The following is a 13944-nucleotide window of genomic DNA, read 5'->3' on the forward strand; positions in this document are numbered from 1 at the left end:
GTAGAATTTGATAAACGTTTTGTCTCAGCTCATCTCAACTCATTCTCTAACTACCCTAGTCTCATACTCAGCTTTCATTGTCAAACCTATATACACACTCCTGTGTATTTCCAAGGTTTCTACAATCGTATTACAATTCAGTCTTTTTTGTCAATGATAAATCTGGTCTGAGTGTCACCGCTTTTTCCAAATAGACGTGCCGGACTTCATCCTGGCGCTTTTCGGTCTGAACCGTCATCATCACCCTGATGCATTGTTTAAGACCATGCTCAACATCCATTTCCTGCATGCACATGACGGGGACGTGCTGCCAACCGTCAAACGTTCTGACGACTTTGGCAGGAAAAGCGGCGTGAATGTCGGAAGTAGCCGAGATCAAAATCTGCACCACTTGCTCAGGTTCGATTTTATTTTCAACAATCATTTTTTCGATCAGCTGCTTCGTTTTCGCCGTGATCTCTTTGTCTGTATCTTGTTCAACAGTTGTCGCTCCCCGAATCCCGCGCATCATCATTCGTCTCCCTCCAATCTCCACAGATTCAGCCATCGTTCGATTTCCCGAGCTTCAAAGGAGCTGAGATGTACACTGCCGATCTCATCAAGCAGGACAAATTGAATGATTCCACCGCGCGTTTTTTTGTCATTCATCATTCGGTTGACCAGCGCTTCTGTTGATATCTCTTTTTTCACGCTTCCCGGGTAGCCGAGCTTTTGCAGCCAGTTTGACATGCCTTTGACATCAATCGGAGCATTCAGGACCTTTTCACTGACAAACAAGGCGAATTGCATGCCTAAGGCAACGGCGTCTCCATGCGTGATCTCTCCATATCCATATTCGGCTTCAACAGCATGGCCGAGCGTATGCCCAAAGTTTAAAAAGGCTCTGATTCCGGCTTCACGCTCATCTTTTGAGACGATCGCCGCTTTTATCGAAATGCCTTTATAAACCATTTCATTCAGCTGTTCATTTGTCACTTCTTCAATCGAGTCTATTTTCAGAAGGTCTTGCAAGAACGATTCGTCGTGAATAAAAGCGTGCTTGATGACTTCGGCCATCCCCGACCTCATTTCTTTTTCAGGGAGAGTTGCCAGGCATTCCGTATCGTAAATCACCGCTTTCGGCTGATGGAAAGCGCCGATTAAGTTTTTGCCGAGCGGATGGTTGATGGCGACTTTGCCGCCGACCGCGCTGTCATGTGAAAGCAGAGTCGTCGGGAATTGAACATAATCGATGCCTCTCATAAAAGTCGAAGCCACAAATCCCGCAAGATCACCGACGACACCTCCGCCCAGCGCCAAAATGCATGATGAACGGTCAAGCTGAAACTGAATGGCTTCCGTTTGCAGCATCATGAACATATCGATCGATTTGGCCTGCTCGCCGCTGGGGACGGCTACCTTTTTCACTTGCCATCTGCTTTGGAGTAGATTGAACAGCTCTGTTCCGTAGCGTTTGTCAACTTCTTCATCGGTAATCAAAAGCAGTTTTGTCATGGGAAGGTTTAAAGATGACAAAAGCTCAGCCGCGTTTTTTCTGATTCCCCCTCCGATAAAAACCGGGTAAGACAGAGATGCGGTTTCGATTTGAAGTGATTTCATTAAAACTCCCTCGCAAGTCTTCTCATTTTCTCGACGTTTTCAGCGATGCGATCCATTTGATCGACGCCAAACTGTTCGACGACCGCATTGGCGATCTCCCATGCCACTACAGCTTCTGCCACAACGCTTGCCGCAGGGACAGCACAGGAATCGGAACGTTCAATGCTGGCTGTGAACGGCTCTTTCGTCTCGATGTCAACGCTTTTCAGCGGTTTATATAATGTCGGAATCGGCTTCATAACGCCTCTGACGACAATCGGCATGCCTGTTGTCATTCCGCCTTCAAGTCCGCCCAGACGGTTCGTGGCCCGCGTATAGCCTTTTTGTTCATCCCAAATAATTTCGTCATGGACTTCACTGCCGTTTTTCCTTGCCGCTTCAAAACCGATGCCAAATTCAACGCCTTTAAATGCATTGATGCTTAAAACAGCAGCCGCGAGCTTGCTGTCGAGTTTCCTGTCATAATGAACATAGCTGCCGACTCCGACCGGAACTCCTTCGACGATCACTTCGACGATTCCGCCGATGGAATCTCCGTTTGCTTTCGCCTCGTCGATCGCTGCCATCATTTTTTTGCCCGCTTCCTCGTCATAGCATCTGACAGGAGATTCTTCCGTCACTTTTTGCAGCTCTTCGATTGAAGCGTAATTTGTTTGTTCGGCCTTGACGCCGCCGATTTCAAGCACATGGCCGGCCACTTTTATGCCGAGCTGTGAGAGAATCTTTTTAGCGACAGCACCCGCCGCAACCCGAACGGTTGTCTCCCTTGCGGAAGAACGCTCAAGCACATTTCGCATATCCCTGTGGCCGTATTTGATCGCGCCGTTTAAATCGGCATGACCAGGTCTCGGCCTTGAAATCTGGCGCTTCATTTCGCTTTCCTCTTCGGCTGTAATCGGTTCGGAGCCCATGATTTTCGTCCAATGCTTCCAGTCATTGTTTTCAACGACAAGGGCGATCGGCGATCCGAGAGAACGCCCGTGCCTTACGCCGCTTGTAATTTGCGCCTCATCTTTTTCAATTTGCATCCGCCGTCCGCGACCGTAGCCTTTTTGACGTCTCTGCAGCTCATAGCTGATGTCTTCTTTCGTGATTTGAAGTCCTGCTGGAACCCCTTCAATAATTGTCGTAAGCTGCGGGCCGTGAGATTCCCCGGCTGTTAAATACCTCATGCTTTCGTTCTCCCTTCATCACATTAACGCTTTTAAGTAAAACTATAACATAACCTCTTATAAAAAGTCAGCTAACTTTTTTGATAGAAAAACGTATCTGTTGACCGGAAACCGTATTTTTCCGGATTGAAGATCTGTTCGGTGCTTCCCACAAACAAAACGCCGTTTTTCTTCAGACTTTTGCCGAATTTATGATAGATCGTCTCTTTCGCATCCTCCGTAAAATAGATTAATACGTTTCGGCATACGATAATATCAAAGTCTTTTTCGTAAGGATCAGCCAATAAATTGTGTTTTTGAAAGCGGATGTTTTTTCGAATGTCATCTTTAACGGTAAAACGGCTTCCATTTTGTGTGAAAAACCGTTCCTTCATTTCTTTCGGCACTTCCTGCAGGGATCTCTCCTGATAAATTCCTTCTTTTGCTTTGGCAAGCACCTTGTCATCAATATCAGTGGCGATGATTTGATAGTCTGACAGATCCTTCTGCCTGCTTAAAATCATCGATAATGTATAAGGCTCTTCTCCCGTTGAGCACGCCGCACTCCAAACCTTCAGTGTTTTGGAAGGCTTTAACAGCGGAAGAATCGTTCTCTCGAGCACATCCCATCTTTTATAGTTTCTGTAAAATTCAGAAACATTAATCGTCATCCTGTCTAACGTCTCCTGCAGAAGACGGTCATTCTTTTCAAGGGCGAGAGCAAACTCCCGAAAATCGCCAAATCCCTTCTTTTCATAAAGGGATGTCAGCCTTCTTTTCATTTGCGCCTCTTTATATAATGCCAAGTCAACACCCGTCATTTTTTTCCATTTATCAACGAAGAAGCTGTAATTGTCCATGTTTTCTCTCCTAATCCATCATGCTGATATGACTACAATTATAGCCTGTTTTCCTGAGAATTTGTACGTTTAAAATGAAAAAACGCCCGCTTCTTCGAAAAAGGGAAAGCAGACGTTAAGTTCCATATAAAAAATCAGCTTTTCAGCTGATTTTAGTAGATCAATTGGTTCATTAATTTTTCGTGTTCAACAAGTTCATCCTGTTTAAAAAACAAATTGATTTCGCGAAGTGCGCTTTCAGGAGAATCTGAACCGTGAATGATATTTTTCCCGACAATCATGCCGAAATCCCCGCGAATTGTACCCGGAAGCGCTTCCTTAGGATTCGTTTTCCCGATCAGCTGCCTGGCGATCGCAATCGCGTCTTCACCTTCCCATACCATGGCAAATACGGGACCGGATGTGATAAAGTCAACAAGCTCTCCGAAAAAAGGCTTCTCTTTATGCTCTTTATAATGCTCGCCTGCCGTCTCCTCTGAGACCTTCATCAGCTTGGCTCCGACTAAATGTAAGCCCTTACGTTCGAATCTTGACAAAATCTCGCCGATCAGCTGACGCTGAACGCCATCAGGTTTTACCATTACAAAGGTTTTTTCCATATTCGATTCTCCACCCCACTGTTATGTATAGGCTTTCAACACTACATCGGAAATATAACATTTTTCAATCAATTAATCAATAAAGGGTGGAGAATATTCATACTTTTGACTCAATTGCCGCCGCCTAGAATTTTCGTTTGCCAATATATTTCGCAATTTGTCCCAACGCTTTCCTGGCGCGGCTTTTCGGAAGCGTTTCAAGCAGGCGGAACGCCTTATTTAAATACATTTCACTGACTTTGAACGATTGTTCAATAGCATCGGTTTGTTTCAGATCTTCGATCAGCGGTTTGATTTGTTCAGGTGTCGTTTCACTGTTGACCAGCTTTAGGCGGGCTTTCAGTTCAGGCGATTTGAGCGCGTACAGAACAGGAAGCGTAACATTCCCCTGAAGCAAATCGCTGCCTACGGGCTTGCCAAGCTCTTCTGCGCTGGATGTAAAGTCGAGAATGTCATCAATGATCTGGTAAGACATTCCAACATAGTAACCAAACCAGTAAAGGGTTTGATGAATCTTTTCTCCGGCGCCGGCGGCGATGGCTCCAAGCTGGCAGCTCGACGCGATCAAAAGCGCCGTCTTGCGTTTGATCCGCCTTAAATAGGTTCTGAGGTTCTGCTCCATGTTATATTTATCTTTAATTTGTTCAATTTCTCCAAGACAGACTTCAACGATCGCCTTGGATAAAATTTCGTGGGCTTTCGGCTCGTTTATTTTTGTCATGGATTCCAGCGAACGGGCGAACAGATAATCGCCGGTATACATCGCAATCCGGTTATCCCACTTCGCTTTGATTGTCGGCTGTCCCCTTCTCAGCTCCGCATCATCGATGACATCGTCGTGGACGAGCGAAGCCATATGTATCAATTCCAATGAAACGGCGACATTTTTAATTTTGCTAATGTCGTATTCACCAAACATGCCGGAAAGCAGAACGAACACAGGACGGATCCGTTTGCCCCCGGCCTGCAGCAAATGAAGGCTCGCTTCACTCAGCAAAGGATAGTCGGAGTGCACGGTTCTTTCCAGCTCTTTTTCTATTAAATCAATATCGTCATTCAAAAAAGAATATAACGTTGTCAATTTCATTTCGATTCACCCGAGAGTTTCAGTAGTCATCATCGCTTCCAGCCGACATGTGTAGCAGCTACACCGCCTGTAAAGGGATGATATTGAACATTTTCTAATCCGGCCTTTTCAAATAAAGCGGCAAGCTCTTTCATACCCGGAAATTCCCTGGCGGACTCTTGAAGCCAGGAATACTCTTTATAGCTTTTGGCAAAGAGCTTTCCAAACACAGGCATAATAAAGCGGAAATACAGAAAGTAAAGCTGTTTGAATCCGAACATTTCCGGCTGGGACGTTTCAAGGCATATGACCCGACCGCCCGGTTTCGTGACCCGGGCCATCTCTTTTAGGACAGTTAAATAGTCAGGTACATTGCGAAGGCCGAAGCCGATGGTGACATAGTCGAACGTATTGTCCGGAAATGGAAGCTCCATCGCATTACCGTGGATCAGTTCGATCTGGCTGTAGTTCTTTGTTTTTTGCTCGGCGATGCTCAGCATATTTTTGCTGAAATCAAGGCCTTTGATCTCGCCATTTTCTCCGGCAGCATCCGCCAGCGCGATCGTCCAGTCCGCCGTTCCGCAGCATACATCAAGCGCTTTGGCTCCTTTTGGAACATTCATGATCCGCATCGTTTTGTCGCGCCATTTTTTATGCTGCCTGAAGCTGATAACGGAATTCATCTGATCGTAATTTTTATAAATTTTTTCAAACACGCCATGTACGCGCTGTTCTTTTGACTGCTCCATGATGGTTACCCTTCTTCCACTTTCTGATGATAAGTTCGTTTTTCAGGCCTGATCGCTTGCAGGCGGTCCAAAAGCCATTTCTGAAAGGCCGGCTTCTTTGCAAGGGATTGGTCAATCTGCAGCTTGGCTTTTGCATAAGCCGCGTCTGCCAATTGCCCGCATGAAGCCTCTTCCGGAAACTCTTCCTTTAAAATCGTCTCAAGCAAACGGGAGTCCGAAGCTTTTTCTTCGGCCGCAAACCTTTTAAACACAAGAAAGTCGTTGGCAGCTGTTTTCCAGTGAGGCAGATAAAAGTGGTCGGCGAGATGATGAAAAAGGGCAGCTTCTACGATGCTGACGCTTTTTGTCAGGCTGTTTAAGTCTTTTGCGGAATGATCATAAAGCCTAATTTTGTGTTCATTGATTTCTTTAATAGCGGCAGCCAGCGTCCGAATCATATAGATATCCTTCATTCCCGATAACAGGGAATAGTACATGCCGCTGAAATAGTCCCCGGCCAAAACCGTCAGCTGCCGGTTTTTATAGTCATCTTGCTTGATTGAAGCTGCGGTCGTGACTTCATCATGGGTGTCAAGGGCTGTTTGAACAAGCATCGCCGTTAAAATGTAATTTTCTTTGTCAGCTTCTTTTAATTCCGTTTCATCAAACAGGGCATAAAAAAGAAACAGCTTATCCTCATCCACTTTTGGCGCAGTCAAATGCTTGGCCAGATAAGGATGTGAGAGCTTTTGATTCAGCTTGAATTTCAAATGAGATAATTGTCCGTAGATGTCTTGCAAAGATATCACCCTTGTCCCAAAATTCGCAGTTTTTCTCATGATTGATTATATGCAGCGGAGAAAGTTTTAGTATATCATACTATGATAAAAAATAATCTTTTACGGCGCCTGAATAGGCTGAAAGATGTGCGCTATTTTTTCGCTTCGCTTTTCATTTCGCCGTAAGCTGTTTGAATCAAAGCCTCGCCGCGCACCTTTATGGCGGAGGTATGCTCTGTAAACTGGCAGATCATCACTTCGCCTTTGTCGAGCTTTTCAGAATGATGAAATCTCGTGTCTGTTCCTCTCGTGAGGCCGATCACGTTTACGCCGTCTTCAACGGCCTTGATCACCACATAGTCATTCGATTGAATATTGCTCATGTTCATCGCACCTTCTCATTTTTAATCGTGATGTTTAATGAGCTCCAATACTTCGGAGCGAGCGGCTACATCTTGTCTGAATGTTCCTCTTACAGCAGAGGTGACGGTTTTGGCCCCGGGCTTTTTCACGCCCCGCATCGTCATGCACATATGCTCAGCTTCAACGACGACCATCACGCCATGAGGCGTCAGCGTGTCCACGATGCTGTCTGCAATTGTCGACGTAATCCGTTCCTGCAGCTGCGGACGCTTCGCCACCGCTTCAACTGCTCTCGCCAGTTTGCTGAGACCGGTGACTTTTCCCCCCTTGGGAATATAAGCGACATGCGCTTTCCCGTAAAAAGGAACCAAATGATGTTCACACATGGAATAAAAGGGAATATCTTTAACAAGAACAAGCTCTTCGTGGTCTTCGCCAAAAATCGTTTTAAAATGCTCTTTCGGATCTTCGTTTAGACCCGCAAATACTTCGGCATACATCTTCGCGACCCGTTTTGGTGTATCAAGAAGGCCTTCGCGGTTCGGGTCTTCACCGATCGCTTCCAAAATCTGACGGACAGCTTGTTCAATTTGTTCTTTGTTGATTTCTCTCATTGTATTATCCTCCAGAAACGCATACATTTAATTCAGATTCTAGCACAATTCAGCTTATAAAAGCAAAATGAAAGGTATTGAACCGGGAAAAAAGAATCTCATCTGAAAAATATGAAAAGCCCCTTTTAAAAGGGGCTTTCCTGTGAAGAAACAATACGGTATGTATAACGCGTAAAAAACGGCATATACATACGATTATTTGCCTGCTACAGCATCTTTAAGCGCTTTACCTGGTTTGAAAGCAGGCACTTTGCTTGCAGGGATTTCGATTTCTTCACCTGTTTGAGGGTTGCGTCCTTTACGAGCAGAGCGCTCACGAACCTCGAAGTTACCGAAACCGATCAATTGAATTTTTTCACCGTTTTTAAGTGCATCTAAAATTGTATCAAAAACAGAATCAACTGCTTTGGTAGCGTCTTTTTTAGATAATTCGCTTGCTTCTGCAACCGCATTGATTAGTTCTGTCTTGTTCATGCATTTCACCTCCTCCCAAAAGATATCAATCAATAGATTATCATCATTTCTTCACAGTTCAACCTGTTTCTATACCTGTTTGAACAGAAATTTCAACTCAATATAGAAAAGGCATTTCACAGCTTTCAGGTGAAAATTTCACTTTTAGAGGAACGATTGTCCAACAAAGTGAAGATTTTCTGTATGTAGATTAACACATATGAAAAGCCATATCAAGCATTTTAAAGCTATGATCCCTTATTCGTCAAGGTTTAAGGCAAAATACGGCGAACGAATATTCCTGTTTTTCCTTTTTTCATCAGATTCTCTCCTATATTTCCAGCCCGCTGCGCCGACATTTGTACATAAACACAATAAAAAAAGACCTCCCGTATATAAAGAGGTCTTCCCTTTTATAAGATGATCGCAATCAAGCCGCCTGAGCCTTCGTTAATGATGCGCTCCAGCGTCTCCTTCAGCTTGTATCTTGCATTCTCCGGCATGAGAGACAGCTTTGCCTGTATGCCTTCCCTGACGATTGAGCTGAGGCTTCTGCCGAAAATGTCGGAATTCCAGATAGACAGCGGATCGTCTTCAAAGTCCTGCATCAAATACCGGACAAGCTCTTCGCTTTGTTTTTCCGTCCCGATGATCGGGGCGAATTCGCTTTCTACATCGACTTTGATCATGTGAATCGATGGCGCTACCGCTTTCAGGCGAACGCCGAATCTCGATCCCTGCCTGATGATTTCCGGTTCATCAAGGCTCATGTCGGTTAATGCCGGTGCAGCGATTCCGTAGCCGGTCTGTTTCACCATTTTCAAAGCGTCTGACACCTGGTCATATTCCGTCTTGGCATGGGCAAAGTCCTGCATCAGCTGGAGAAGATGGTCTTTTCCCCTGATTTCAACGCCGACGACTTCCCTTAAGATTTCATCGTACAGATCATCAGGAGCGTACAAATCGATTTCTGCGATCCCCTGCCCCATTTCAATTCCGGCGAGGCTTGCGCGCTCGATGAAATCAAATTCGCTGAAGTGCCCTACGACGCGGTCAACATCTCGTAATCTTTTAATATCTTTGACGGTCTCTTTTACTGAATCCTGATAGTTTTCCCGCAGCCAGTGATTTTCCTTCAGCACCATGACCCAGCTCGGAAGATTGACGTTTACTTCAAGAACCGGGAACTCGTAAAGCGCCTCTCTGAGAACGCTTAAGACATCGGCTTCTCGCATGCTTTCCACACTCATCGCCAGCACCGGAATATCATATTTTTCCATCAGTTCATTTCGAAGCGCCTCTGTTTCAGGATGATATGGACGGACGGAATTGATCACCATGATGAACGGTTTGCCAACCTCTTTCAGCTCATCGATCACCCGCTCTTCCGCCTCAATGTAATCCTGTCTGGCAATTTCGCCGATCGTACCATCGGTCGTAATGACGACGCCGATTGTAGAATGCTCCTGGATAACCTTTCTCGTGCCGATTTCCGCCGCTTCATGAAACGGAATCGGCTCCTCATACCAAGGCGTGTTGATCATCCTTGGGCCGTTTTCATCTTCATAGCCCTTCGCTCCAGGGACAGTATAGCCGACACAGTCTACAAGTCTTATATTCACATCGAGTCCGTCACTGACATGAACTGACATCGCCTGATTCGGAACAAATTTCGGTTCGGTTGTCATGATGGTTTTGCCAGCGGCGCTTTGAGGGAGCTCATCTTGTGCGCGCGCCCGGTCTGCTTCATTGTTGATATTCGGGAGCACCACTAGCTCCATAAATTTTTTAATGAACGTAGATTTTCCTGTGCGTACGGCTCCTACGACACCTAAGTATATATCGCCTCCTGTTCGTTCAGCGATATCCTTGAAAATATCGACCTTTTCCAAGTGATCCCCTCCCGGACTTCCAATCCTTTTCAATTTTTTACTTCTTCATCAATCAAAAACAGGACATTACAGTGTATGACGTTGTCCTATTTCAATATGACAGCTCAGGGAAATTTTTTCGGCATGCATGAAAAAACCTTTCTCCTTATTGTATGCTGCGGAGAAAGGTTCATGACTAATTCTTGCGCTTACCGTTTAGGTTGTTCTAAAAAAACCGGTTCCTGCTTATCATTGACGCTGTATTTCACAGAAAACGCCGGCACGAAAGGCGTTTCTTTCCACATGACATCCTGGATTTCATCACCCGGTTTTAAAGCCTTTTTTGATTTTTTCAGCAGTTTGGCCAAATCCATCCGGTAATCTACTTGTATGTCGCCTTTTTGATCGACAAGAAGCGGCAGTGAATCGCCTGTTACCGGACTTGTGACAGAAGGGGGTTCTTTCAGCCCCAGCTTCTGATAATCGAGTGTAAATAAATTTTTCGCTACGACTTTTTCATACGGGGGATACCGATGCTGATCTTTGTACATTTCGATCCGAAGCTTCAATTCCTTGACCGCTTCCGACATTTTCACGTCAATAAGCTTGACCGTCGGATTTTTTTCAACATCTACGAGAACATATACATACTCTCCGCCGTTTTCATAGGAAGTGCCGGGAGGCTCCTCCAAATACCGCGGAGACAGCCTGTTAAAATCGATAGGATATTTTTGATAGATTGGGATGGACATATCTTTTGTTTTAATCGGAAGGAGCCCGCCTGTCGCTTTCCTGAATTCGTCGACCGCGGCCTGCACTTCATTGAGCTGATGTTGATAGGGGACGTTGTTTTTCGCTCTTTTTTGTTCAGGGTATAAACATCCGCTTAAAAGAATGGCTGTGAGCAAAAGTGTGAACAGTACGCTGATTGTTTTCATATGCATCTTCCTTTTGAACATTATTCATTAACGGGACCGCTGAAGACGACGAAAAAAACGATCACGCCCGAGATCAGCATGCATGTATAAGCCAGAAACGACGTGACGATTTTGAGAAAAGGATTTTTGAATTTGTACCTGCTTATGTATATGGCAATCACCGCTAAGAACATCAGGCCCATCGCTCCTAAGGCAAACCACATTTTTAACAGACCGGGATTCACGCTAAAAGCCCTCCTTCTATCATTCTCTTGTGTTGTAAGCGTTATATTTCATTTTATATAAGAAAAACCAGAAGTTCAACAGCTTTTCCAATTTTTAAGAAGCGGGCATAGGCAGTAAAAAAACCTGAAGCAAAGAGGGGGACTTTGCTTCAGGCTTGTGAATGGTGACTATATAACCCAATGATTAGATACAGCTCTTCCAGACTTCGATTCTATTTTATGCAAGTGTTCGGACAAATGTATCCTCTCTTGCCTAAGTCTCCAAATGTTTCAGTTTTTTAAAAACGAACCTGGAGGAGAGCGTTAACGCCATTTCGGGCTGGTCATTTGATTTGATTTTCGAACGTGTTCACAAGATCTTCCATCTCGTGTGTTTTCACTCTTGCCATCAATGATTCAACGGCAATATCAACTTTTTTGCCATCAAATAAAACTTTATGCAGCGCTTCAGTGATCGGCATTTTGACGTCATATTTTTGTGAAAGCTGATATGCCGCTTTAGTCGTGCGTACCCCCTCAACGACCATCCCCATTTCTTTCAGAACTTCTTCAAGTTTGAAGCCTTTACCCAGCATATTACCGGCCCGCCAATTTCGTGAATGAACGCTTGTACAGGTAACGATCAGATCGCCGATTCCGGCAAGGCCTGAGAATGTCAGCGGATTTCCGCCCATTTTCGTGCCCAGGCGTGCGATTTCCGCCAAGCCTCTTGTGATTAAAGCGGCTTTTGCATTATCGCCGTATCCCAAGCCGTCGGCAATTCCAGCGGCAAGCGCAATCACGTTTTTCAGCGCACCGCCGACCTCTACTCCGATAATGTCCGGGTTGGTATAGACGCGAAAATTCTGATTCATAAACAAATCCTGAATGGTCTGTGCGACTTCGATGTTTTTCGAGGAAACCGTGACTGTTGTCGGGTGTCTTAAACCGACTTCTTCGGCATGGCTTGGACCGGAAAGGACGACGATGTCTTCCCGTAATTCGGCAGGAATTTCGTCTTCCATCATCTCTGAAATTCTGAGCAGTGTGTCAGGTTCGATTCCCTTTGAAACATGGACGAAAATCGTTTTTTTCTTAATAAAGGAGACAGCCTCTCTGAGAACCTCCCGGATCGCCTTCGTCGGAACGGCGACAATGATCGTTTGCACATCGGCCAATGCAGCCTGCAGATCCGTAGTACCGCAGACGGCATCAGGGAGTTTGACTCCCGGCAGATAATCTTCGTTTTCATGTTTTTCATTGATTTGCTTAATCAGCTCTTCGCGGTGTCCCCATACGCAAACATCGTGGCGATTGTCCGCCAGCACAAGGGCCAATGCTGTTCCCCAGCTTCCGGCTCCTAAAATCGATACTTTAGTCATTCCACTACACCTCTTTATTTTCTTGCTCTTGCGAAAATCTTGATCGGTGTTCCTTCAAATCCAAACGCATCGCGTATCCGGTTTTCCAAAAAGCGCTCATAAGAAAAGTGCATCAGCTCCGGATCATTGACAAACACGACAAAAGTCGGCGGCTTAACAGCCACTTGGGTCGCATAATAGATTTTCAAGCGGTTTCCGTTGTGGGTCGGCGTCGGATTCATGGCGACCGCATCCATAATGATATCATTCAGGATGTTCGTCTGCACCCTCATCGAATGGTTTTCACTTGCCGTCATGACGGCCGGCATCAGCGTATGAATCCGCTTTTTGGTTAGGGCGGACATGAACAGTACAGGCGCGTAATCTAGAAACAGAAAGTGATCTCTAATATTTTGCTCAAATTCCTTCATTGTCCGCTCATCTTTTTCGACCGCATCCCATTTGTTCACGACGATGACGACGGCTTTTCCCGCTTCATGCGCATAACCGGCAATCTTCTTATCCTGTTCAATGATGCCTTCCTCACCGTTTAAAACGACGACGACGACCTCTGAGCGGTCAATCGCTTTTAAAGCTCTGAGCACACTGTATTTTTCAGTTGACTCATAGACCTTGCCTTTCTTTCTCATCCCGGCCGTGTCAACGATGACAAAATCGCGCTGATTGTATGTAAACCTCGTGTCAATCGCATCTCTTGTCGTTCCGGCAATATCGCTGACGATCACGCGCTCTTCGCCGAGCATAGCGTTGACGAGGGACGATTTTCCGACGTTCGGACGTCCGATCAGGCAAAATTGCACCACTTCATCTTCATATCTCGTTTCCGGAATGTTTTTAAAATGTTCGCTGACGGCATCAAGCAGATCCCCGAGGCCAAGGCCATGCGTACCTGAGATCGGATACGGCTCCCCAAAGCCGAGCGAATAAAAATCGTAAATATTTGCCCTCATTTCCGGATTATCAAGTTTATTGACCGCCAGGACAACCGGCTTTTTCGTCCGGTATAAAATTTTCGCGACTTCTTCATCAGCAGCTGTGATCCCTTCGCGTCCATTCGTCATGAATATAATCACATCCGCCTCTTCCATAGCGATTTCCGCCTGATGGCGAATTTGCGCGAGAAACGGCTCATCACCGATTTCAATTCCACCGGTGTCAATCAGATTAAAATCATGGTTCAGCCATTCGGCAGAGCTGTATATCCGATCCCGTGTCACACCGGGTGTATCTTCCACAATCGAAATTCTTTCGCCCGCGATCCGGTTAAAGATCGTGGACTTCCCAACATTGGGTCTTCCAACTATGGCTACGACAGGTTTTCCCATAGTACCCTTCCTT

At 45.5% G+C, this 13944-nt stretch carries 16 protein-coding genes; all 16 read right to left on the reverse strand.

Annotated elements, in window-relative coordinates; translation table 11 throughout:
* Positions 1-130: 130 nt before the first annotated feature.
* The 16 genes from aroH to der all read right to left on the reverse strand — a co-directional run bounded on the left by aroH (position 131) and on the right by der (position 13931).
* The gene (aroH, locus tag M654_RS14605) at positions 131-514 is read right to left on the reverse strand and encodes a chorismate mutase (protein WP_026587616.1); all 384 of its coding nucleotides are present in this window, start codon (positions 512-514) and stop codon (positions 131-133) included.
* Entirely contained in the window at positions 511-1599 is a 1089-nt protein-coding gene (aroB, locus tag M654_RS14610; protein ID WP_026587617.1) for a 3-dehydroquinate synthase, read from the reverse strand. The genes aroH and aroB overlap by 4 nt, the downstream gene beginning before the upstream one ends.
* Positions 1599-2771 (reverse strand): chorismate synthase, encoded by a 1173-nt coding sequence (gene aroC, locus M654_RS14615; protein ID WP_026587618.1) that lies wholly within the window; start codon positions 2769-2771, stop codon positions 1599-1601. The genes aroB and aroC overlap by 1 nt, the downstream gene beginning before the upstream one ends.
* A 71-nt stretch (positions 2772-2842) precedes the next feature.
* Positions 2843-3610, reverse strand: a complete 768-nt coding sequence (locus M654_RS14620) for a CheR family methyltransferase (RefSeq protein ID WP_026587619.1) — start codon at positions 3608-3610, stop codon at positions 2843-2845.
* Positions 3611-3762: 152 nt separating this feature from the next.
* A complete protein-coding gene (gene ndk, locus M654_RS14625) occupies positions 3763-4209 on the reverse strand; it encodes a nucleoside-diphosphate kinase (protein WP_026587620.1) in 447 nt (148 codons plus the stop codon).
* Positions 4210-4333: 124 nt separating this feature from the next.
* The gene (hepT, locus tag M654_RS14630) at positions 4334-5296 is read right to left on the reverse strand and encodes a heptaprenyl diphosphate synthase component II (RefSeq protein ID WP_026587621.1); all 963 of its coding nucleotides are present in this window, start codon (positions 5294-5296) and stop codon (positions 4334-4336) included.
* 29 nt (positions 5297-5325) lie between these two features.
* On the reverse strand, positions 5326-6024 hold the full coding sequence (locus tag M654_RS14635; protein ID WP_026587622.1) for a demethylmenaquinone methyltransferase: 699 nt from the start codon (positions 6022-6024) through the stop codon (positions 5326-5328).
* A gap of 5 nt (positions 6025-6029) precedes the next feature.
* Positions 6030-6803 (reverse strand): heptaprenyl diphosphate synthase component 1, encoded by a 774-nt coding sequence (locus M654_RS14640; RefSeq protein WP_026587623.1) that lies wholly within the window; start codon positions 6801-6803, stop codon positions 6030-6032.
* A gap of 131 nt (positions 6804-6934) precedes the next feature.
* Positions 6935-7165 (reverse strand): trp RNA-binding attenuation protein MtrB, encoded by a 231-nt coding sequence (gene mtrB, locus M654_RS14645; RefSeq protein ID WP_026587624.1) that lies wholly within the window; start codon positions 7163-7165, stop codon positions 6935-6937.
* 21 nt (positions 7166-7186) lie between these two features.
* On the reverse strand, positions 7187-7759 hold the full coding sequence (folE, locus tag M654_RS14650) for a GTP cyclohydrolase I FolE (RefSeq protein ID WP_026587625.1): 573 nt from the start codon (positions 7757-7759) through the stop codon (positions 7187-7189).
* A 195-nt stretch (positions 7760-7954) separates the two neighbouring features.
* Complete coding sequence (gene hbs / locus M654_RS14655; protein WP_003183006.1) at positions 7955-8233, reverse strand: non-specific DNA-binding protein Hbs; 279 nt, start codon at positions 8231-8233, stop codon at positions 7955-7957.
* 392 nt (positions 8234-8625) lie between these two features.
* On the reverse strand, positions 8626-10104 hold the full coding sequence (gene spoIVA / locus M654_RS14660) for a stage IV sporulation protein A (RefSeq protein ID WP_026587626.1): 1479 nt from the start codon (positions 10102-10104) through the stop codon (positions 8626-8628).
* A gap of 188 nt (positions 10105-10292) precedes the next feature.
* Complete coding sequence (locus M654_RS14665; protein WP_077736576.1) at positions 10293-11021, reverse strand: hypothetical protein; 729 nt, start codon at positions 11019-11021, stop codon at positions 10293-10295.
* Between the two features lie 20 nt (positions 11022-11041).
* A complete protein-coding gene (locus tag M654_RS14670; protein WP_026587628.1) occupies positions 11042-11245 on the reverse strand; it encodes a DUF2768 domain-containing protein in 204 nt (67 codons plus the stop codon).
* 323 nt (positions 11246-11568) lie between these two features.
* Positions 11569-12606, reverse strand: a complete 1038-nt coding sequence (locus M654_RS14675; RefSeq protein WP_026587629.1) for an NAD(P)H-dependent glycerol-3-phosphate dehydrogenase — start codon at positions 12604-12606, stop codon at positions 11569-11571.
* A 14-nt stretch (positions 12607-12620) separates the two neighbouring features.
* Positions 12621-13931, reverse strand: coding sequence for a ribosome biogenesis GTPase Der (gene der, locus M654_RS14680; RefSeq protein WP_026587630.1), 1311 nt, complete (start codon positions 13929-13931; stop codon positions 12621-12623).
* Between the last annotated feature and the right edge of the window lie 13 nt (positions 13932-13944).

The sequence above is a fragment of the Bacillus sp. NSP9.1 genome (assembly GCF_000465465.2).
Lineage (GTDB): Bacteria > Bacillota > Bacilli > Bacillales > Bacillaceae > Bacillus > Bacillus sonorensis_A.